This window comes from Helicobacter pylori (assembly GCF_009689985.1).
Classification (GTDB): domain Bacteria; phylum Campylobacterota; class Campylobacteria; order Campylobacterales; family Helicobacteraceae; genus Helicobacter; species Helicobacter pylori_CG.
Genome location: NZ_QBAW01000001.1, coordinates 91,290 through 112,806 on the forward strand (window position 1 = coordinate 91,290; position 21,517 = coordinate 112,806).

Genomic DNA, 21,517 nt, shown 5'->3' on the forward strand with positions numbered 1-21,517 from the left:
ATAATTTACCATTAAATGATCTGATAAAGAGTTTTTTAAAGAGCGGTAGGTATAATGGCGTTAAATCCAAATAGGGGTTATACAATGAAAGAGAATAAAGCCTTCACGCATTTGCACTTGCACACAGAATATTCGCTTTTAGACGGGGCGAACAAGATTAAAATTCTAGCCAAACGCATCAAAGAATTGGGCATGAAAAGCGTGAGCGTAACCGACCATGGGAACATGTTTGGAGCGATTGATTTTTATACGAGCATGAAAAAAGAAGGCATTAAGCCTATCATCGGCATGGAAGCGTATATCCATAATGATGACAACCTCTCTAGCAAAGAAACCAAGCAGCGTTTCCATTTGTGCCTGTTCGCTAAAAACCAAGAGGGCTATGAAAATTTGATGTTCTTAAGCTCTATGGCGTATTTAGAGGGGTTTTATTACTTCCCGCGCATCAATAAAAAGCTTTTAAGGGAGCATTCTAAAGGCATTATCGCTTCTAGCGCATGCTTGCAAGGGGAAGTTAATTACCACTTGAATACTCATAATGAGAGAAACCGCAAGTATGGGGCTAAAGGCTATGATGAAGCCAAAAGAATCGCTTGCGAATACCAAGAGATTTTTGAAGACGATTTTTATTTAGAAATCATGCGCCATGGCATTTTGGATCAGCGATTCATTGATGAGCAAGTCATTAAAATGTCTTTAGAAATAGGGTTAAAAATCATTGCCACAAACGACACCCACTACACCATGCCCAATGACGCTAAGGCTCAAGAAGTAGCGATGTGCGTAGCGATGGGTAAAACCCTAAACGATAAGGGGCGCTTGAAACACTCTGTGCATGAGTTTTACATTAAATCCCCTGAAGAAATGGCAAAGCTGTTTGCAGACATTCCAGAAGCTTTAGAAAACACCCAAGAAATCGCTGATAAATGCGTTTTAGAGATTGATTTAAAAGACGATAAAAAGAACCCTCCAACCCCCCCAAGCTTCAAATTCACCAAAGCTTACGCCAAAAAAGAGGGGCTGGATTTTGAAGATGACGCTTCTTATTTCGCCTATAAGGCTAGAGAGGGCTTGAAAGAGCGCTTAATCTTAGTGCCAAAAGAAAAGCATGATCAATACAAAGAGCGGCTAGAAAAAGAAATTGGAGTCATTACGAACATGAAATTCCCAGGGTATATGCTGATCGTGTGGGATTTTATCCGTTACGCTAAAGAAATGGGTATTCCTGTGGGGCCTGGTAGGGGGAGTGCGGCCGGGAGTTTGGTGGCTTTTGCCTTAAAAATCACCGATATTGACCCTTTGAAATACGATTTGCTCTTTGAAAGGTTTTTAAACCCTGAAAGAATCAGCATGCCTGATATTGATACGGATTTTTGCCAGCGCCGGCGTAAGGAAATCATAGAATACATGATTGAAAAATACGGCAAATACAATGTGGCTCAAGTCATCACCTTTAATAAGATGTTGGCTAAAGGCGTGATCAGAGATGTCGCAAGGGTGTTGGACATGCCTTATAAGGAGGCGGATGATTTTGCCAAACTCATCCCTAATCGCTTAGGCATCACGCTTAAGGGCTATGAAAAAAATGGCGAGTTCATAGAGGGGGCGTGGGAATTAGAGCCTAAAATCAAGGAATTAGTAGAAAGCAATGAAGTAGCCAGACAAGTGTGGGAGTATTCGCTCAATTTAGAGAATTTGAATCGTAACGCAGGCGTGCATGCCGCAGCCTTAGTGGTGGATAGCCAAAAAGAGTTGTGGCACAAAACCCCTTTATTTGCTTCTGAAAAAACCGGCGGTATCGTTACGCAATATTCCATGAAGTATTTAGAGCCGGTGGATTTGATTAAGTTTGACTTCTTGGGGCTTAAAACCTTGACCGTGATTGATGATGCGCTTAAAATCATTAAAACGCAGCATAACATTGATGTGGATTTTTTATCGTTGGATATGGACGATCCGAAAGTGTATAAAACGATCCAAAGCGGGGATACGGTGGGGATCTTCCAAATTGAATCCGGGATGTTTCAAGGGCTTAACAAGCGCTTAAGGCCTTCAAGCTTTGAAGACATTATCGCCATTATCGCACTAGGCAGACCGGGGCCTATGGAATCAGGCATGGTAGATGATTTTGTGAATAGAAAGCACGGCGTTGAGCCTATCGCTTATGCGTTTAAAGAATTAGAGCCGATTTTAAAGCCCACTTACGGCACGATCGTCTATCAAGAGCAGGTAATGCAAATCGTGCAAACTATCGGCGGTTTTAGTTTGGGCGAAGCGGATTTGATCCGCCGTGCTATGGGGAAAAAAGACGCTCAAATCATGGCGGACAATAAGGCGAAGTTTGTAGAAGGCGCTAAAAATTTGGGGCATGATGGCCAAAAAGCGGCTAATTTGTGGGATTTGATCGTTAAATTTGCCGGCTATGGTTTCAACAAATCGCATTCCGCCGCTTATGCGATGATCACTTTCCAAACGGCGTATTTAAAGACTTATTACAAGCATGAGTTCATGGCAGCGATGCTCACTAGCGAATCCAATAAGATCGAATCCGTGGCGCGCTATATTGATGAGGTCAGGGCTTTAGAAATTGAAGTGATGCCCCCACACATCAATTCTTCTATGCAAGATTTCAGCGTGGCGGAATTTAAAAATCAAAAGGGTGAGTTAGAAAAGAAAATCGTGTTTGGTTTGGGAGCGATCAAAGGGGTTGGGGGTGAGCCGATTAAAAACATCATTGAAGAAAGGGCTAAAGGGGATTATAAGAGTTTGGAAGATTTTATTTCACGGGTGGATTTTTCTAAACTCACTAAAAAATCTTTAGAGCCATTAGTGAAATCAGGGAGCTTGGACAATTTAGGCTACACTAGAAAAACCATGCTCGCTAACTTGGATTTGATCTGTGATGCCGGGCGCGCTAAAGACAAGGCTAATGAAATGATGCAGGGGGGCAACTCCCTTTTTGGAGCCATGGAAGGCGGAATTAAAGAGCAGGTTATTTTGGACATGGCTGATTTGGGCGAGCATGACGCTAAAACGCTTTTAGAATGCGAATACGAGACTTTAGGCATCCATGTTTCAGGCAACCCCTTAGACGAGTTTAAAGAAGAGATTAAGGGCTTTAAAAATTTAGTCAAAAGCATTGATATTGAAGAGTTAGAAATCGGCTCGCAGGCTTATTTGTTGGGTAAAATCATGGAAGTTAAAAAGAAAATTGGCAAACGAAGCGGCAAGCCTTATGGCACAGCGGACATTTTGGATCGATACGGCAAGTTTGAACTCATGCTGTTTGAAAAGCAATTAAACGCCTTAGAAGAGTTGGATATCAATAAGCCTTTAGTGTTTAAATGCAAGATTGAAGAGCAAGAAGAAGTGGCGCGATTAAGGCTTTTTGAAATCTTGGATTTAGAGAGCGCTAGAGAGGTTAAAATCCCTAAAGCCCGCTATAAAGACCCTGACAAGCAAAAAGAAGACGTGCGCGAAATCCCTCCCATGGAAATACTCGCTTCTAGTTCTTGCTCTTTAGCGATCGTGTTAGAAAACGATGTGAAAAAAGAGTTTTTAAGACAGATCAAAGAGAGCGCTCTAAAACACCAGGGTAAACGCCCCTTGTATTTGATCATCAAAGATAAGGATAAGCAATTCAAAATCCAAAGCGATTTAATGGTAAATGAAAAGATTAAGGACGATTTTAAAGGGTTAGAGTGGAGGGATTTAGCTTGAGGATCAACCAGTTTTTAGCCCATTATACCAAGCACTCTAGAAGAGAAGCTGAAAAATTGGTTTTAGAAGGGCGAGTGAAAATCAACCATGAGCATGCCAAACTCGCTAGCGTGGTTAAAGAAAACGACAAGGTGTTTTTGGACAAACGACTCATCAAGCCCTTAAAAAACAAAAAATTCAGCGTGCTGGTTTATCACAAGCCAAAGGGCGAACTAGTGAGTAAAGCCGATCCCTTAAAACGGCGCGTGATTTATGAAAGCTTGGAGAAAAAATACGCCCATTTCGCGCCGGTGGGGCGTTTGGATTTTGCGAGCGAGGGGGTGCTACTCTTAAGCGATAGTAAGGCGGTGGTGAGCGCTTTGATGCATGCGGATTTAGAAAAAGAGTATCTTGTTAAAATTCAAGGTTTTGTTACAAGAGAGATAGAAAACGCCATGCAAGAGGGCTTGAAATTAGAAAACGCTACTAAGGGAGCGCACCAAAAAACCCCCATTAAAAGCATGGAATTTGACCCCTTTATTGGTTATGAAATCATCAAAAACCATGCCAAATACTCTAAACTGAGAGTTATTATCAATGAGGGGAAAAACAGAGAACTAAGGCGTTTTTTTGCGTTTTTTAACGCTGGGGTGTTGGATTTAAGGCGCGTTCGTTATGGTTTTGTGAATTTGAACGCCTTGCCGGTAGGGAAAATGCGGTTTTTAAACCGCCAAGAATACAATGAGTTGCATGCGTTTATGGCTAATAGGGCTAATGTTAAAGGGGATTAGCGCTTGAGTTATGCTATACTTCGGCGGTTGGGGGAAATAAAAAATAAGGATTATCATGTTAGAAGTGATTAACGGAAAGAATTACGCAGAAAAAACCGCTCATCAAGCGGTAGTGGTTAATGTGGGGGCGAGCTGGTGCCCGGATTGCAGAAAGATTGAGCCGATCATGGAAAATTTAGCCAAAACTTACAAAGGCAAGGTGGAATTTTTTAAGGTTTCTTTTGATGAAAGCCAGGATCTCAAAGAGAGTTTAGGCATTCGCAAGATCCCTACTTTGATTTTTTACAAAAACGCCAAAGAAGTGGGTGAAAGGCTTGTAGAACCTAGCTCTCAAAAACCGATTGAAGACGCGATTAAAACGCTCTTATAAAGGGCGTTAAAAAGCCTTGTTAAAATAAGAACTCACAAAATCTTTTTAGCCCCTTTTTTGATAGGGGGCTAACTTCAAATAGCTTTTATGTTATTTCTTTATCTCAAAAAATCGTTTTTTATCGTTTTTAAATAAGCATGTTTGTTAAAAAAGTTTCTTTAATTAAGCTAAAAATGAGCGAATTTGTGGTATTAGTGCTCGCAGTGTGAAATTTGTAGGGCTAGAACTTGTAAAATGTGAAAAAAAAGACACATAAAATGCTAAAATCCGCAAAAACACTATGTGTTTATATTAGAAGTTTAGAATTAGAAACAGATGTATCTGTTTTAAATTTTGAATAGGGAGTTTCTATCACTATGGTATTGAAAACAAAATTAAAAATTATAAGCTCGGTGATTTTGAGTGCTTTATTATGGGTGGGTTGCTCAAGCGAAATGGCAACTTATCAAAATGTGAATGATGCCACTAAAAATACGACTGCAAGCATTAATAGCACGGATTTATTGCTAACCGCTAACGCGATGTTAGATTCCATGTTTAGCGACCCTAATTTTGAGCAACTCAAGGGCAAGCATTTGATTGAAGTTTCAGATGTGATTAACGACACCACACAGCCCAATTTGGACATGAATCTTTTGACGACCGAAATCGCACGGCAGTTGCGGTTGCGATCTAATGGGAGGTTCAATATTACAAGGGCGAGTGGAGGGAGTGGCATTGCAGCCGATAGCAGAATGGTGAAACAGCGCGAAAAAGAACGAGAGAGCGAAGAGTATAATCAAGACACCACTGTAGAAAAAGGCACTTTAAAAGCCGCTGATTTATCTTTAAGTGGTAAAGTATCTAGTATCGCAGCCTCTATTAGTAGTTCTAGGCAGCGCTTGGACTATGACTTCACCCTAAGCCTTACCAATAGGAAAACGGGTGAAGAGGTATGGAGCGATGTTAAGCCTATTGTGAAAAACGCTAGCAATAAGCGTATGTTTTAAATTTATATTTGAAAGGATGAGCGATGAAAAATCAAGTTAAAAAAATTTTAGGAATGAGTGTGATAGCAGCGATGGTGATCGTAGGTTGTAGCCATGCCCCAAAATCAGGTATCAGTAAAAGCAATAAGGCATACAAAGAAGCGACTAAAGGTGCTCCTGATTGGGTTGTAGGGGATTTGGAAAAAGTGGCGAAGTATGAAAAATATTCAGGGGTCTTTTTAGGAAGGGCTGAGGATTTGATCACTAATAACGATGTGGATTATTCTACGAATCAGGCTACAGCGAAAGCTAGGGCTAATTTAGCGGCGAATCTAAAATCCACTTTACAAAAAGATTTGGAAAATGAAAAAACCAGAACGGTAGATGCTTCTGGTAAAAGGTCCATAAGCGGCACTGATACTGAAAAAATTTCTCAATTGGTGGATAAGGAATTGATCGCTTCTAAAATGCTTGCCCGCTATGTCGGTAAAGATAGGGTTTTTGTTTTAGTGGGCTTGGATAAGCAAATTGTGGATAAAGTGCGCGAAGAGTTAGGCATGGTTAAAAAGTAGGGTTTTAATGAAACGCCTTGCTGTCGCGCTTGTTTTGGTGTTGGGAGTGGCGTGGGGGAAGTCCTTGCCTAAGTGGGCTAGGGATTGCTCAAAAGAAGTGCAGATTGAAAAGACCCAAACCAAAGACGAAAAAATTTTAGTGTGTGGGATGAGCGATATATTGCTTTCAGATATGGATTATAGCTTGTCCTCAGCCAGACAAAACGCCTTAGAGAAAGTGATGGAAGCTTTCAAGGGGGATAAAATAGAGATTAAGGCTAGTGAGCTAAAGGCCACTTTTATTGATACGGATAAAGTTTATGTGCTTCTAAGAATCACTAAGAAGCATGTCGCTTTAATGAACGAGTAAGGATTAATAATGAAAAAGATTATTCTTGCATGCCTTATGGCTTTTGTGGGTGCCAATTTAAGCGCAGAACCTAAGTGGTATGGCAAGGCCTATAACAAAACAAACACCCAAAAAGGCTATCTTTATGGGAGTGGTTCAGCCACTTCTAAAGAGGCTTCTAAACAAAAAGCGTTAGCGGATTTAGTGGCGTCTATTAGCGTGGTGGTTAATTCCCAAATCCATATTCAAAAAAGTCGTGTGGATAACAAGTTAAAATCCAGTGATTCGCAAACGATTAACTTAAAAACCGATGACTTGGAATTGGATAATGTAGAAATTGTCAATCAAGAAGCGCAAAAAGGGATCTACTACACCAGAGTAAGGATTAATCAAAACCTGTTTTTGCAGGGTTTAAGGGATAAGTATAACGCTCTTTATGGGCAGTTTTCCACCTTAATGCCTAAGGTTTGTAAAGGGGTTTTTTTACAGCAATCTAAGAGCATGGGGGATTTGTTGGCTAAAGCGATGCCTATAGAAAGGATTTTAAAAGCGTATTCTGTCCCGGTGAGTTCGTTAGAAAATTATGAAAAAATCTATTATCAAAACGCTTTCAAACCTAAAGTGCAAATCACTTTTGATAACAATAGCGATACAGAGATTAAAAACGCTCTCATAAGCGCTTATGCTAGAGTGCTAACCCCTAGCGATGAAGAAAAACTCTATCAAATCAAAAATGAAGTTTTCACAGACAGCGCTAATGGCACCACACGCATTAGAGTGGTTGTTAGCGCGAGCGATTGTCAAGGCACGCCCGTATTGAATAGAAGCCTTGAAGTGGATGAAAAGAATAAGAATTTTGCTATCACGCGCTTGCAATCTTTGCTTTATAAAGAATTGAAAGATTATGCCAATAAAGAAGGACAGGGCAATACGGGGCTATAAGTAGGGTAATAATCCCGCTTTGCGCCTTAGTTTTATAGCGTTATTGTTTTGTTGGATGTGGCATTTTTAAAATAGCTCTCTAAAGATTTTTGGCTTTTATTCTTGCCAAATAAACTAAATATCATTCAATACGCTTTATCCCACAAACTCATCTAAAACCACACCCACTAAAAACTAAAATTAACAAAAACTAAAATCTTTTTTAAGAGCCTACACGAGCGAGCAAAAAGAATGACAATCAATAAAAACGAATTTTACAACAATTTTAACAACTTGGGCGCTCTCACAATCTATTACGCTTTGCATGGATTGCATAAAGAACCTCTCTTAATGCAATCTTTATTCTTTTAAAACCCTAATTTTAGTGCTCATTAAATCGTGGTTTAAAGCTTTTTTGATGTTTTCAAATTGGCGTTTTTTGTTTTTAAGGCTTGCGATCTCATTATCCAAAGCGCTTAAAATGTTAGCGATAGCGCTCTGTTCGTTTAGAGGGGGTAAAAAAATAGTCTTTTCTTTATAATCTTTGAAATAAATATGCGGTATTATGCTACCGCTTGTGAAATTTTTAAAATCAAAATTAGATAACAAATAAAATAAAAATTCTGTTGTTGTCTTATGATTAGCAATTAACGCTCCCATAGTAGATAAAACATTTGTTTTAGGTGGCAAAATCCTTACTCTGCCTACACTTCCATCTTTAACGATAGAAATATAAGGCTTATCACTAATGAAAGTTGTATCTGTATAACCTATGAAATTATTCACATCATAGACTTTAATTTTTCCTTGTTGCGTGATTTGTTCTACACTTAAATTTGATGTTAAATAGTTGGCAATATCCCCAAGCCTTACTCTTTGCCAAGCTTGATTGAAACCTTTCAAGCGTTTTCTTTGGCTCAATAGTTCAAAGCTTAAAGCTTTTTTAACGCTCTCTTTTTTAAGAATGAGAGCGTCTAATGCACAAAGATAACGATCCAAACCGCTTAAAATGTTAGCGATAGCGCTCTGTTCGTTTAGAGGGGGTAGGGGGATTAAAGTATTTCTAAAATTATCATTATAAAGTCTTAAGATAGTTGTATGCTCTGTATTCCATTTGACATTAGAATAAGCATAAAATAAAAAATCATTTTTTACTAATGTTTCATCGTTGTCAATCCAAACAATATTTGAGTCTTGAAAATAAGCGGGTTTTCCGTCATAAATGACTGCTCTCCCAATAGTTCCGGAAGCAGAAATTAAAATATCGCCTTTTTTTGGAAAAGAATATTTTGTTCTGTATTCTAAAAATAGCTTTTTTGAAATAAAGGCATCAGCGGTGTTGCCAAATGTGCCTATTTTGTAGAATGGAATTTCACCATATCGTGTTGTTTGATGCTTCATCACTCTTTTACACATGCATGGTTTGCCTATATCCCCAAGCCTTACTCTTTGCCAATTTAAGGGCAGCATTAATGCGTCCATGCGTTCTTTTGAATGGTCTTAAAAAAGATAGCGCGCTCTAATTTTAGGGTGTTATCAAAAGCGTTTTTAGGGTTAAAATCCAGCCTTAATAGCAGGATTTCAATGTTTTTAACTAGCGAGCTTGTTTTGATTTTAGAAGGGTTGTTATGGAATAAGTCATTCCTGGCTTTTCGTATCAAGCTGAAAGCCTTTAAAAAATGCTCCCAAGTGCCATAGGCTGGTAAAACATGCTCGTTGTATGTTTTGTAATCTGCAAATAAGGGTTTAAAATCGCTCCAATACATTTTGATAATGGTTTTTAAAGCGCCAAGAGTGAATAAATTTAAGATTTGAAAGCCATTGTATCCTTTTAAGCTTTCTAAATGGTGGATTTTTTTTAAGTGTTCAATCTCATGGCTAAGCTTTTTAGATAAAAACCAATCGTCAATATCCTTGCTGCTGTGTTTTTGAGCCAAAATAACCGCCATTTTAGAACGCAAAGCCGTTTCAAAAAAATGTGTCCATAAAAAAAGCATGTGGTGTGTTTTAGCCCGTTTGTTGTAAAAATGCATTAAAAAATCAAAAAGGTTATCGATTTCATTTTCTTTATTAGGGTATTTTTGTAACATAATACCTAACTCCTTACTGGCACCTATGAGATAGTCATAGTGTAACACGCTAATAGATTTTTTTAATTGATCCAAACCCTTATTTTTGAAAGCAAGGGGGTTTTTTAGGGCTAGATGCTTTAAAATACGATCAAAAACTTCATTTTCAAGTTCCATTAAATTTCCTGTGTTATAATCGCTTTTAGTTTGGAGGTCTCATAGCGAAGGATACGCTAGTCAAAAGGCACTCCAAACTTTTTAATGTCAAACTACAACCCCCAAATCTTTCAAATGCTCTAAAACTTTTGATTCGCTCTCTTTGACTTCTTTGTCTAATTCTAACAAGCTGTTAGAGTAGTTTGAAATGATTGAATTAAGGGCGCTAGTAAAAGCGTTGATGCGTTTTAAAATTTTGTTTTCTAGGGCGTTTTTTAGGCTCTTAAGCCATTTGTCTTGGATGATGAGATCTTTAATTTCATCTAATTTTAAGTTTTTATACTGGTGGAACGCTTTTAATTCCAGCTCCTCGTAGGCTTTATTTTTCATTTTTAGCGCCTTGTTTTTAGCTTCTAGCAATTCTAAAGCGGTTTTTAGGATTTCTTTATCTTCTAAATCGGTGGCGTTTTTTAGCTCTTTTTTCAAAACGCTTTCATTGATTTTCAATTCATAAAAAAGCCTTTCTTCACTAGAATGCTCTTCTATAAATTCTTCAAAATCAGCCTCTTTTTCATTAAAGGCGTTTTCTAATTCTTCTAATTCTTTTGCTTCTTTTTCAAAAAAGCGTTGTTTGATCAAGTCTTTAGGGATTAGATCGCTTTTATAGTAGGTTTTTTGAATGACAAAATCCGGCTCCTCTAAATAGTTGGCTTTTTTGTTTTTGTCTTTTAGGGGGTTTAATTTTCTTAATTCTTTAGCGCTCAAAAAATCATTGAATGAAAGAAGGAACCAATCGTCTTGTAAAACTTCGTTGTAGTAATCTTTAAAGAGCTGATACACGCCGTATTTGTCTAAAATTTCTACCTTTTCAAATTCTTTTAAAACCTTTGAACAAACGCTCTCTATGAGGGTTTTTGGGTTAAAACCTGGCTTTAAATTGTCAAAAGTTTCAAACAGATTCAATCGGTCAAAAGCGCTTAAAACAGAAGCGTGGAAAGCTTGGAATTCTGAGCTTTGGGTGATTAGATCTTTAATGTTTTGGCATTCTGTTTTTAAAGCGTAATAACCCTCTTTATCGCTTTTTTTAAAAAGCGTGTTTTTAAGCTCTTTAAACACTTGAAAATAAGGGGCGTAGGCTTTTATTTCGTTTTTGGGCAAATAACTAGCCTTGTGGCTGTTAATTAATGCAAACAAGTCTTTTTCTGATTCTTGTTTGGCGGCAATGTAGCGCGCGATATTCAAGTTATAGTCGTTGGTGCTAATTTCTTCTAGGCTTACCATTTTGGAATAATAAGGGATTTCTTTTAAAGCGTTAAAAGTGTCTATCATTTTTTGGACATCTTGCTCTCTTAGGCGGTTTTTATTGCCGTCTTTTTTAAAATCCTTGCTCGCATCTATCATAAAAACGCCCTTTCTGGTGCGCGCGTTTTCTTTGTCTAAAACAATCACGCATGCAGGAATGGAAGTGCCATAAAAAAGATTAGGGGCTAGGCCTATCACGCCTTTAATATAGCCTTTTGTTAAAAGATTTTTTCTAATTGCACCCTCAGCATTCCCTCTAAATAGCACCCCATGGGGTAAAATCACTGCCCCTTTGCCTGTGTCTTTTAGGGATTTGATGATATGGAGCAAAAAAGCGAAATCGCCGTTTTTTTCAGGGGGCGTGCCGTCTTCAAAACGATTGAAACTATCGTTAATGACTTGCTTGCTTTTAGGGTCTATGCTTAGCCCATCAGTCCAGTTTTTCAAGCTAAAGGGAGGGTTAGCCACGACATAATCAAAGGTTTGCAGCATGCCATTTTTAATAAAAAAGGGGTTAGAAAGGGTGCTAGAACCCCCTTTGGCAATATCAGCATCAGTGCTATTGTGTAAAATCATATTCATTTTACAAAGGGCTGTTGTGGAAATGTCTTTTTCTTGACCATAGATAGTTAAGCCGTTTTTACCGGCCAAGCTAGAAGCTTTTAACAATAACGAACCGCTCCCGCAAGTGGGATCATAGATGCTTTTATCTTGTTTGGTGTTTTCATCAATGCCAAGCAAAAGGGACAATAAAAGCGAAACTTCGCTAGGGGTGTAAAACTGCCCTTTGGATTTACCGGATTCGCTGGCAAAATGGCGCATTAAATAATTCGTAAGCATCGCCCAATAAATCATCGTCCAAAGCCCCATGTGCGCCCAAACTCAAATCGGCAAAGATTTTAACCAAATTAGAAAGGGTGTCTACCATCGCTTTGCCCTCTCCAAGCTTAGTGTTATCGTTAAAATCCACGCTGTCAATCACGCCTTTTAAGTCGTTTTGCTCTGCGATTTCTGCGATGATTTTATTTAGCTTGTCGCCTATTTCCTTATCGCCCTCTAAAGCGAGAATGTCTTCATAAAAACACCCTTGCGGCACTTCTATGGTGCTATCAGTATTGTTTTTAGCGTCATTTCTGGCCTTATCGCTGATGTATTTTAAAAAAAGCAGGTTCAAAACATAGTTTTTATACTCGCTCGCATCCATTCCACCCCTTAAACTATCCGCCCCAGCCCATAAAGAGCTATACAATTCGCTTTTTTTGATCGCCATTTCAATCGCCCTATTTTGTTTTTAGGATTATAATATAAAGCGATAAAAAGCGCTCTTAAGGGGGTTTATGGTGAAAACAGAAAAAGAAGTTCAAAAACAAGTCATAGAAACTTTTAAAAGCATGGGCTATGCGTATTTGGGGGATTTAACAAAGAGCGATAATGAAAACATTAATAAAGAAAGCTTGAAGGCATGGCTAGTTAAAAACCAAAAAATCAATCATGAAAGGTGGCAAAGAATTGAGCATGAAATCAATAACGCTTTAAAAAACGATCTATACGAAGCGAATCAAAAATTTTACGAGCTTTTAATTTATGGCGTGAAAACCAAAATAAGCCAGAATGAACCACACCAAACAAGTTGGCTCATTGATTGGAAAGATGTTTCTAAGAATGAATTTAGCGTGGCTGAAGAAGTGAGCGTTAAAGGGCCAAACATGAAACGACCGGATATGGTGCTTTATGTTAATGGGATCGCTTTAGGGGTGCTAGAATTAAAAAATTCCAGCGTGAGCGTAGAAAGCGCTATCAGGCAAAATTTAGACAACCAAAAGAAAGAATTTATTAGAGATTTTTTTAAAACGATTCAATTGGTTATGGCGGGCAATGAAAGTCAAGGGCTGAGATATGGCGTCATAGAAACTGAAGAAAAATACTACCTTTCTTGGAAAGAAGAGGGCGTTCAAAAAAATTTGTTTGAGACGATTGAATGCTTTTTAAAAAAAGAAAGGTTTTTAGAATTTATCCATGATTTTTTGATTTTTGATAAGGGGCAAAAGAAATGCGCCAGATTCCATCAGTATTTTGCGGTTAAAAAAACGCAAGAATTTATCCACAAAAAAGAAGGGGGGATGATCTGGCACACGCAAGGCAGCGGTAAGAGCCTTACTATGGTGTGGCTTACTAAATGGCTAAGAAGCAATATCAAACAAGCAAGGATTTTAATCGTTACAGACAGGAGGGAATTAGACGCTCAAATTCAAGGCGTGTTTGAAGGAATAGGCGAGGCTATTTATCGCGCCGACAGCAAGAAGGATTTATTGAGCGTGCTGTTTGAAAATAAGGAATTTTTGATCGGATCGCTTGTGCATAAATTTGATGACAACGACTTAGAAGACTTAAAAAAGCAACCTGTTTTAAAAGAATGGATTGTTTTAGTGGATGAATGCCACAGAACCCAAAGCGGTAAATTGCACAACGCCATGAAAAGCCTGCTCCCTAATGCGATTTTTATCGCCTTTAGCGGCACGCCTTTGTTGAAACAAGATAAAAAGACAAGCCAAGAAGTGTTTGGGAATTATATCCATTGCTATAAATTTAATGAAGCCGTTAGCGATAAAGTGGTGTTAGATTTAAATTATGAAGCCAGGAGCGTGGATCAATATGTCAGTAGCCCCAAAAAGCTAGACGAATATTTTGAATTAAAAACCCAAAATTTGAATGATGCGGCTAAAACAGAGCTTAAAAAGAAATGGGCTAATTTGCAAAAAGTTTTTTCCACTAAAAACAGATTGGAACACATTGTGCAAGATATTGTATTGGATATGGCAAAACTCCCAAGATTAAGCAATGGAAAGGGGAATGCCATGCTGGTGGCTGAAAGCGTGTATAACGCATGCCGGTATTTTGAACTCTTTTTAGAAACAGAATTAAAGGATAAGGTGGCTGTGATCACAAGCTATGAACCCAATATCGCTGATCTTAAAGATTGCGGGAGCAATGAGAACGAAGAGAGTTACAAATACCGCGCTTATTGCAAAATGCTGCAAAACTTTTTTAATGAAAAAGATGAGAAAAAAGCCCTTAATAAAACCAAAGAGTTTGAAGAAGAAGTTAAAAAGCGTTTTATTAATGAGCCTGCTAGAATGAAGCTATTGATCGTGGTGGATAAGCTATTGACCGGTTTTGATGCGCCAAGCCTCACTTATTTATACATTGATAAGAAAATGCAAGATCATGGGCTTTTTCAAGCGGTGTGTAGGGTGAATAGACTGGATGGCGAAGATAAGGATTTTGGCTGTATCATAGATTATAGCGATTTGTTTGATAGCCTGCAAGAAGCACACAGCGATTACACTAACGGGGCGTTTGAAAACTATGAAAGAGAAGACATTCAAGGGCTTATCTCCAACAAAGCTCAAAAGATTAAGAAAAAATTAGAAGGGCTAGAGATCAATTGAGTTCGCTTTGTGAAAGCGTGAAAGAGCCAAAAGATGAAACGGGTTATATCGCTTATTTTTGTGGGAGCGATTTAGAAAAAAACGCTCAAAAAAGGCGGTTGTTTTACCAGCTTGTGGGCGTGTTTTTAAGAATGTTTGTGGAATTGAACCATTTAGAAAAGCCCATTTATTCTAAAGAAGAAATGCAAAAAATCAAACAAGAAGCAGAATTTTATAGGCATTTACAAAAGATGATTGGCTTAAATAGTGGGGATAGCGTGGATTTAAAAAGCTATAGCGAAGACATGCACAGGATCTTAGACGCTTACATTAAAGCCACGGACAGCAAGACGCTAATTAAAATAGAAGATCAAGGGCTGTGCGAAGTTTTAGCCCAAATGGATATTAATGATTTTAATAAGGAGCTGTCTGAAGTGTTTAAAAAGGAAAGCTCTATGGCAGAAAGCATCGCCAACAACACTAGAAAACGCATTATAGAAAAAGAAGCGAGCGATCCTAAGTATTACGAAAAGTTATCTTCGCTTTTAAACGATTTGATCAACCAGTTTAGAGAAAAGAAATTAACCTATTTAGAATACTTGCAACAAATCCACAATTTAGCCAAGCAAGTTATCCATAAAGAAGATAAAAATTACCCTGAAAAGATCAACACTAACGCTTTAAAAACCCTCTATGATAATTTAGATCAAAATGAAGCCTTAGCCCTAGAAATAGACGCATGCATAAGGGATAATAAAAAAGATGGTTGGGTGGGGCATAACCAAAAAGAAAAAAACCTTAAAATCGCTTTAAGAAAAATCATAAACGATGAGGGTTTGTTAGAAAATACCTTTAATTTAGCCAAACACATAGACGAGTATCATTAATGAACGCTTATTGTTTGACTTTAAATGATACCAACATCGTTATAGAAAAAAAGGATATTAAGCATTTACACATTAGCGTTTGTCCGCCTGATGGCTCTGTGCGTGTGTCTTGCCCCCTAGCCTTAAACGATGAGAGCCTCAGGCTTTCTTTGATTAAAAGACTCCCTTGGATAAAAGAACAGCAACAAAATTTTTTAAACCAAAACAGACAAAGCAAAAGAGGAATGCTAGAGAGAGAAAGCCATTATCTTTTTGGGAAACGCTATTTGTTAAAGATTGAACACACCACAAAAAAACACTTCGTCCTCCAAAGCCCTAAATATTTAATCTTGCATGTCCATCAAAAAACGAGTTTGGAAAAGCGCTTAAAAGTGTTAGAAAGCTATTACAGACAAGTCTTAAGAGAAAAAATACAAACCTACATCAACCAGTATGAAAAAATCTTAAACGAAAGCATACAAAGCTTTAAAATCCAAAAAATGAAACAGATATGGGGGAGTTGCAACATTGCTAAACGCACCTTGCTTTTTAATTTGGAACTGGCTAAAGCGCCTAGCGAGGGCATTGAATATGTGGTTTTGCATGAATTATTGCATTTAAAAACGCGCCACCATAACGAATATTTTAGGGATTTGCTGAGTTTGTATTTGCCTAATTGGCAAAGGGCTAAGGCCAGTCTCAAAGAAACTTATTTGGAGTATTCTTAAATGAAGATTCCATCATTGTTAATAAAACTGCTAAGCGGCTGATTTTAGCGACTCATCATAGAGCAGTAATCCCCCTCCTTTTTAAAGCCTTTAGAAAGTGTAGTTCAAATACGCTGTAACTGACCTTCCAGGTGCAGGTTGCAAGCCTGCAGGGCTAGAACCAATCCCTGTAAAATAATACTTCATGTTGAAGATATTATTGACTTGCAAACTTCCTGTAACTCTGTGTCTTCCGTTTTCCCAGAAAATTTGGCTCACTTGGATATTCCACACCCAATACCAAGGCAATAGCCCTTCATGTTGGGTCATACACCAAGCTTCGCATTGATAACCGCTATTGAGAACGCTTTCATAGTTGTTCCCCCCACTATAATATTGCATCCCATAATAGCCTCCTGCCGCGCTGTTGCTAATCCCGCTATAAGCGCGGCTATAAAAATAGCTAGAAATACCAATGGTGGTTTTATGCCAATTGTAACGAGCGTCAAGAATGAACTGGAAAGGGCTTACAAAAGGGAAATGCTTGTTATAGCTAGTCCCTTTTAGCACATCCCCATTCAAGTCTGTTAAAGGGCCATGGCTGGTTACACGAGTGTCAATGTAGTTGAAAGCGGCATGGAATTGCAACCCTCTAATAGGCCTATAATATAATTCCAACTCCACGCCTTGAGAATAGCCATTAATGGGGCGCACATTACCCTTCATAGGGCCGCTTGTATAGACTGAATACTGCCCGGTGGCAAAATCGCGTGCCCAAATCCTAAAATAGTCCGCATTGAAGCTAAACTTATCTTTATAGGTGTAGCGCGCTCCTGCTTCCACAGTGTCAAAGTGTTGGGTAAAATACTCCGCTCCTCCATAGCTCAAAACATCTAATTGAGGCGGGACAAAAGAGCGTTGGTAGTTAAAGTAGGTAAGCACATTGTGATCGCCTTGCACAGGGATAAAGCCAATGTTGGTTGAGGGCATCCAATTGTTCATGTGCTTGATTTTTCTTAAATCCTTCTCAGGGATTTGCGCCCAGTTAGCCGCATTTTCGTTGTTGTATTGCACAAAAGCGTAGCGCAAACCAGGCACGATGAAAAAGCGCCCATCCCAAGCTTCAATGCGATCGCTCAAATAAACTGCTGTGTAATTGTTGCGCCAGTTATTCCAGTTTCTATAGACGCCATGCTTGATGTGGGGTTGCCAACCGCTCATCACATTAGCGCCCTCACACAAGAATCCTGCCCCCTCACCGCTCGTTTTGGTGGGGCATTCATTGGTGTTTAAGTATTGGCGTTGTAAAAAAGTGGTGGTCATGAAACGCAAGCCCATGATAAAGGTTTGCCTGACTTTCCCGGTATTGACGATCAAACTCACTTTAGGCTCAAAAGCGTTGTTGATGGAGCGCACAGGGTTTTCTACTTCTGCCCAACCATTGTAGTTGGTGGCATAATAAGGCACAGCCAAGTTATACCCTGCCGGGAGTCCTGCCGCCCTACATGCCGCTTCGCTAAAACAAGTAACCGTGTTAGCGCTATTGTAGCTGGAGCTTACCTGAAAGTCCCTAGTCATCAACTGCCCATAGTAAGTGAAGCTGAAAGTCCCGCCCACTTTGTCTAAATCCCCGAAGCGGTTTTCATACACAGCCCCAAAGCGTTGTGAGCGCCCGCCTTTTTGGTTGATAGGGCGTAAATTAGCGAAGCGGTTTATTTTGTAATCTTGCTCGCTGAGCGATCCTGGTTGAGCGATAGCAAAATCGTAGTATTGGTAATAGGCTTTAATCCCGTTGTTTTCGTTGATGTCATAGACTCCATCTAGCCAATAGTTTGAAATACTAGAGGGGCTATTGTCCCTAAAGCCTTGTCCTCTAACCCAGTTAGCTTGTGCTTGGATACCCACATGCTTATTGATCATCCCTCCACTCCTCACATAAGTGTTATAGAGGAGATTATTGCCTAAAGACTTGATGAAAGAAGGATCGCCGGTTTTATCAGGGGGAGCGGCAAACCCGGCGTTTCTAGCCTTAGCCCAATAAGTGATCCTTTCAGCCGCTTGGTTTTCCCATTGAGTAGGGATAGGCTTAGTGATGATATTGACAATACCCCCATAAGTGTTAGGTCCGTATTGCACGCTGCCCCCGCCTTTGATCACATCAATGCGATCAATGGCTTGAAAGGTAACGGGGAAAATGTCTAGCTCAATGTGAGCGTAGGGGGCCATATAAACAGGAATACCATTAACTAACATAAGCGTCGCATCGCTATGCCCTGAACCCCCAGCCCCAAAGCCACGGATTTGGATAGTAGGCATAGCCCCTACACCTGTCGCATTCCTAATTTGCAGACCTGGGACATTCTGTAAAGCTTCTTCAATGCTTTGGTTAGCTTGTTGGGTGAGCGCTTTATTAGAGATCACCGTGCGGCTTCCTGTGTATTTTTTCACTTCTTCATCTTGCCAACTTTTAGGCGCGGTAATCCCGCTATAACCCAAATTGACTTGCCCAGAATAATCAGATTTATCCTTTTTCCCGGCAGTAGAAACCTTGCCTAAAGTGTAGTCTTTATCTTTAGCGAACAAAGACTCTTGGCAAATTAAGCTGGCAGTTAAAGCCAACAGAACTTTTTTATGCAACGCAAACTCCTTATGTTTCGAGATTAAAAAATGGTTTAAATTTTTTAAGTAAAATCACGCTAATGAGAATGCAAGTATTAGGTAATAAAAACAAAAAAAACTTAATAAGAATTTTACATTAATCTCCCATGAAAATCTTTTTTTTTTTTTTGATTTTGCTGATTTTGCTCAATCTCTAGTGAAAAATTCCCATTTTGACACACAACGAGCCTATATGCGCTCTCAAAACACACAAAACATTCTTTGACGCTAAAAGCGGGTTAACTTTTTATCGTTGTGTTTGAAAAGCGATCAGCGACTCATTGTAAAAGATGGCTTCTTGTCTTTAATTTTACAGCTATTAATGATGAGATCTAAGATCTCTAAAACCTGCTTTTCTTCTTCGTCGGTGTGTTTTGCACTCACCGTGGGGTTGTATTCGGTTACTTCAACGGCTCTTAATCTGTCTTTAAAACTTTCTAAAAGCAAGCCCAGTAATTGCTTTAACTCATCAAAGCTCAGCCCGTTGTTTTCACGCACGCCAGTAGAAGTGAAAAGCTTGCCATCCATAATGTCTAAATCCAAACTGAGATAAATAATATCCACCGCTTTTAATAATTCTTTGGTTTTTTGAACCACTTCTTGCATGTTTTCTCTTATCGCTTCCACGCTAAATAAAGGGATTTGCAATTCCTTAATCACATCTCTCTCGCTCTGTTCGGTGCTTCTTACCCCAAAATACACCAAACATTTAGGATCAATTTCTAACCCTCCCTTTTCTAACCCCAAAGAGCAGAGCTTTTGCCATGCCTTCTCTTCGCTCTCACTCATGCGATTGAACCCGCTACGGACACGATTTAAAACCATGCCCAAAGGCATGCCGTGGATATGCTTTGAATCGCTGTCATAAGCCGTATGAATATCCGCATGCGCGTCTAAATACAAAATCCCTATTTTTTTGTCCTTATGAACGCTCCTAAAGGCTTGGAAAATCCCAAACATGTTCGCATGCTCTGAGCTTAAAATCAAAGGAAATTCTTTTTTCTCAAACACTTCTCGCATGCAAGGGATCAAATTTTCTTTACAAAAAAGGTAGTAATCTTCAAAATTCTTAGCGTATCTAAACTCTTTATAAAGCACGCACCGCTCTTGAATGATTGTTTGCATGCCTTTAATCACATCGCCGTGCGTTGTGCTTAAGGCTTCTCTCAAACGCCTAACCCCTTTATCGGTGCCTCTTTTTGACGCTCCTAATTCCGCTTCCAATCCTATTAAAATCATTTTATAACTCCTTTAAATTCCTTTTTCTTGCTGATAGCCCCATTTGTCTTTACTCAAATAATACGCCCCATAGCAAAGCCCCATAAACACCAGCGTGAGATACCCTCCAATGCGTTCATTTGCATCCATATACGCCCCTATAAGCCCCACCAAACATCCGCTGATGCCAATGATTTGGATCAAGGGATTAAGAGGGGCTTTATAAGGAAGATCTTTTAAGAATTTTCCCAAAGCCAGATACTCTTTCCTGAAGCGGTATTGCGCTACACTGATACTGATCCATACAATAATCACCATAAAACTCACCACATTGATCAAGCTTGCCATGATTTTTTCTGGTGCAAACGCTTCGGTAAGCATGCCAATAAGTGTAACCCCTAAAGATAAATACAAAGCATAAGTGGGCGTGCCAGAAGCGTTAAGTTTAGCAAAAAGGGGGAAAAACATCTTTTTTTGGCTTAAGCCATAAATCATCCTCCCTGAAGCGTATAGCCCAGAATTAGCGGTGGATAAAATCGCAGTGACAATGACAAAATTCATAATATCTGCCGCATAAGGGATGCCCACGCCCAAAAAGGGTAAGGGGATTTTTTCTAAAGCGCTCACAAAAGGGCTTTGCGTCAAACCACTATCCGTCATGGGCAAAAACACCGATACCACAAACACCGCCCCTAAAAAGAAAAACACGATCCGCCATAAAGTCGCTTTAATCGCTTTAGGCATGACTTTTTTCGCGTCTTTAGTTTCTCCTGCTGCAACGCCGATAATCTCTGTGCCCGTGTAAGCAAAAATCACCGCTAAAATCGCTCCAAAGAACGCTCCCACGCCTTTAGGGAAAAAGCCTTTTTCTAGCCCTTGAGTCTCCCCGTTAAAATAGAAATTAGCGAACACGCCTTCAAAACCATGCAAATAAAACGAATAAACAATGCCAATGCACCCAAGCACAATAAACACAAAGACCGCTAAAACTTTGATGGTGCTGAGCAAAAATTCGCCTGTGGCAAAAATTTTAACCGAAAAGAAATTCAACAAAAATAAAAGCACAATGCATGCGATGACCCACACATACACAGGAATAGTCGGGAACCATCGTTGCATAAGCAAGCCTATGGCGATGTATTCCACGGCCACGGTTAAAACCCAGCTCAGCCAATACATCCAAAAGACCATATACCCTGTGCTTGGGTTAATAAAACGGCTCGCATAATCCCCAAAACTCCCTGTAGTGGGATACACGCTCGCTAATTCCCCCAAAGATAAAACAATAGAATAGACAATAATCCCTCCAATCAAATACGCTAAAAGCGTGGCTAAAGGCCCTGCGCTAGCGATATTCCCCCCTGTGCCTACAAAAAGCCCGGTGCCAATCGTTCCCCCTAAAGCGATCATCATCAATTGGTTGAAGCTAATGTCCCTGCTTAAAGTCGTGTTGTCTTTCATAAA

13 protein-coding genes and 2 pseudogenes are annotated in these 21,517 nt (G+C 39.2%); 9 read left to right on the plus strand and 6 right to left on the minus strand.

Annotation, left to right across the window (positions count from 1 at the left end):
- Window positions 1-84 precede the first annotated feature (84 nt).
- The 7 genes from dnaE (at window position 85) to DBU79_RS00475 (ending at window position 7,670) form a co-directional block, all read left to right on the plus strand.
- Entirely contained in the window at window positions 85-3,720 is a 3,636-nt protein-coding gene (gene dnaE / locus DBU79_RS00445) for a DNA polymerase III subunit alpha (RefSeq protein WP_154411199.1), read from the plus strand.
- Window positions 3,702-4,490, plus strand: coding sequence for a pseudouridine synthase (locus DBU79_RS00450; protein ID WP_154411200.1), 789 nt, complete (start codon window positions 3,702-3,704; stop codon window positions 4,488-4,490). The genes dnaE and DBU79_RS00450 overlap by 19 nt, the downstream gene beginning before the upstream one ends.
- A gap of 55 nt (window positions 4,491-4,545) precedes the next feature.
- Window positions 4,546-4,860 carry a thioredoxin family protein gene (locus DBU79_RS00455; RefSeq protein ID WP_000895154.1) on the plus strand — a complete coding sequence of 105 codons (315 nt, stop codon included), beginning with the start codon at window positions 4,546-4,548 and terminating at the stop codon, window positions 4,858-4,860.
- Window positions 4,861-5,216: 356 nt separating this feature from the next.
- Entirely contained in the window at window positions 5,217-5,849 is a 633-nt protein-coding gene (lpoB, locus tag DBU79_RS00460) for a penicillin-binding protein activator LpoB (protein WP_000243392.1), read from the plus strand.
- A 23-nt stretch (window positions 5,850-5,872) separates the two neighbouring features.
- Complete coding sequence (locus DBU79_RS00465; RefSeq protein ID WP_000795968.1) at window positions 5,873-6,400, plus strand: LPP20 family lipoprotein; 528 nt, start codon at window positions 5,873-5,875, stop codon at window positions 6,398-6,400.
- A gap of 7 nt (window positions 6,401-6,407) precedes the next feature.
- Window positions 6,408-6,749, plus strand: coding sequence for a hypothetical protein (locus DBU79_RS00470; RefSeq protein ID WP_079301340.1), 342 nt, complete (start codon window positions 6,408-6,410; stop codon window positions 6,747-6,749).
- A gap of 9 nt (window positions 6,750-6,758) precedes the next feature.
- A complete protein-coding gene (locus tag DBU79_RS00475) occupies window positions 6,759-7,670 on the plus strand; it encodes an LPP20 family lipoprotein (RefSeq protein ID WP_154411201.1) in 912 nt (303 codons plus the stop codon).
- Between the two features lie 339 nt (window positions 7,671-8,009).
- Here DBU79_RS00475 and DBU79_RS00480 read toward each other — a convergent pair whose 3' ends face one another.
- The 3 genes and pseudogenes from DBU79_RS00480 to DBU79_RS00490 all read right to left on the minus strand — a co-directional run bounded on the left by DBU79_RS00480 (window position 8,010) and on the right by DBU79_RS00490 (window position 12,446).
- Window positions 8,010-9,131, minus strand: a complete 1,122-nt coding sequence (locus tag DBU79_RS00480) for a restriction endonuclease subunit S (protein ID WP_154411202.1) — start codon at window positions 9,129-9,131, stop codon at window positions 8,010-8,012.
- On the minus strand, window positions 9,119-9,895 hold the full coding sequence (locus DBU79_RS00485; RefSeq protein ID WP_154411203.1) for a CAAX protease: 777 nt from the start codon (window positions 9,893-9,895) through the stop codon (window positions 9,119-9,121). The genes DBU79_RS00480 and DBU79_RS00485 overlap by 13 nt, the downstream gene beginning before the upstream one ends.
- A gap of 87 nt (window positions 9,896-9,982) precedes the next feature.
- Window positions 9,983-12,446: pseudogene (locus DBU79_RS00490) on the minus strand (type I restriction-modification system subunit M).
- A 70-nt stretch (window positions 12,447-12,516) separates the two neighbouring features.
- On the opposite strand from DBU79_RS00490, the pseudogene DBU79_RS00495 reads away from it, so the two are divergent.
- Together DBU79_RS00495 and DBU79_RS00500 are read left to right on the plus strand one after the other, a co-directional pair.
- Window positions 12,517-15,491, plus strand: a pseudogene (locus DBU79_RS00495) (type I restriction endonuclease subunit R).
- The gene (locus DBU79_RS00500) at window positions 15,491-16,198 is read left to right on the plus strand and encodes a YgjP family zinc-dependent metalloprotease (RefSeq protein ID WP_154411204.1); all 708 of its coding nucleotides are present in this window, start codon (window positions 15,491-15,493) and stop codon (window positions 16,196-16,198) included. The pseudogene DBU79_RS00495 and the gene DBU79_RS00500 overlap by 1 nt, the downstream one beginning before the upstream one ends.
- Before the next feature lie 90 nt (window positions 16,199-16,288).
- Here the strand turns inward: DBU79_RS00500 and DBU79_RS00505 are convergent, their stop codons facing one another.
- The 3 genes from DBU79_RS00505 to DBU79_RS00515 all read right to left on the minus strand — a co-directional run bounded on the left by DBU79_RS00505 (window position 16,289) and on the right by DBU79_RS00515 (window position 21,514).
- A complete protein-coding gene (locus tag DBU79_RS00505; protein WP_154411205.1) occupies window positions 16,289-18,814 on the minus strand; it encodes a TonB-dependent receptor family protein in 2,526 nt (841 codons plus the stop codon).
- Window positions 18,815-19,105: 291 nt separating this feature from the next.
- Window positions 19,106-20,074 carry an arginase gene (gene rocF, locus DBU79_RS00510; protein WP_154411206.1) on the minus strand — a complete coding sequence of 323 codons (969 nt, stop codon included), beginning with the start codon at window positions 20,072-20,074 and terminating at the stop codon, window positions 19,106-19,108.
- A 12-nt stretch (window positions 20,075-20,086) separates the two neighbouring features.
- Window positions 20,087-21,514, minus strand: coding sequence for an amino acid permease (locus tag DBU79_RS00515; RefSeq protein ID WP_154411207.1), 1,428 nt, complete (start codon window positions 21,512-21,514; stop codon window positions 20,087-20,089).
- Window positions 21,515-21,517: the final 3 nt, after the last annotated feature.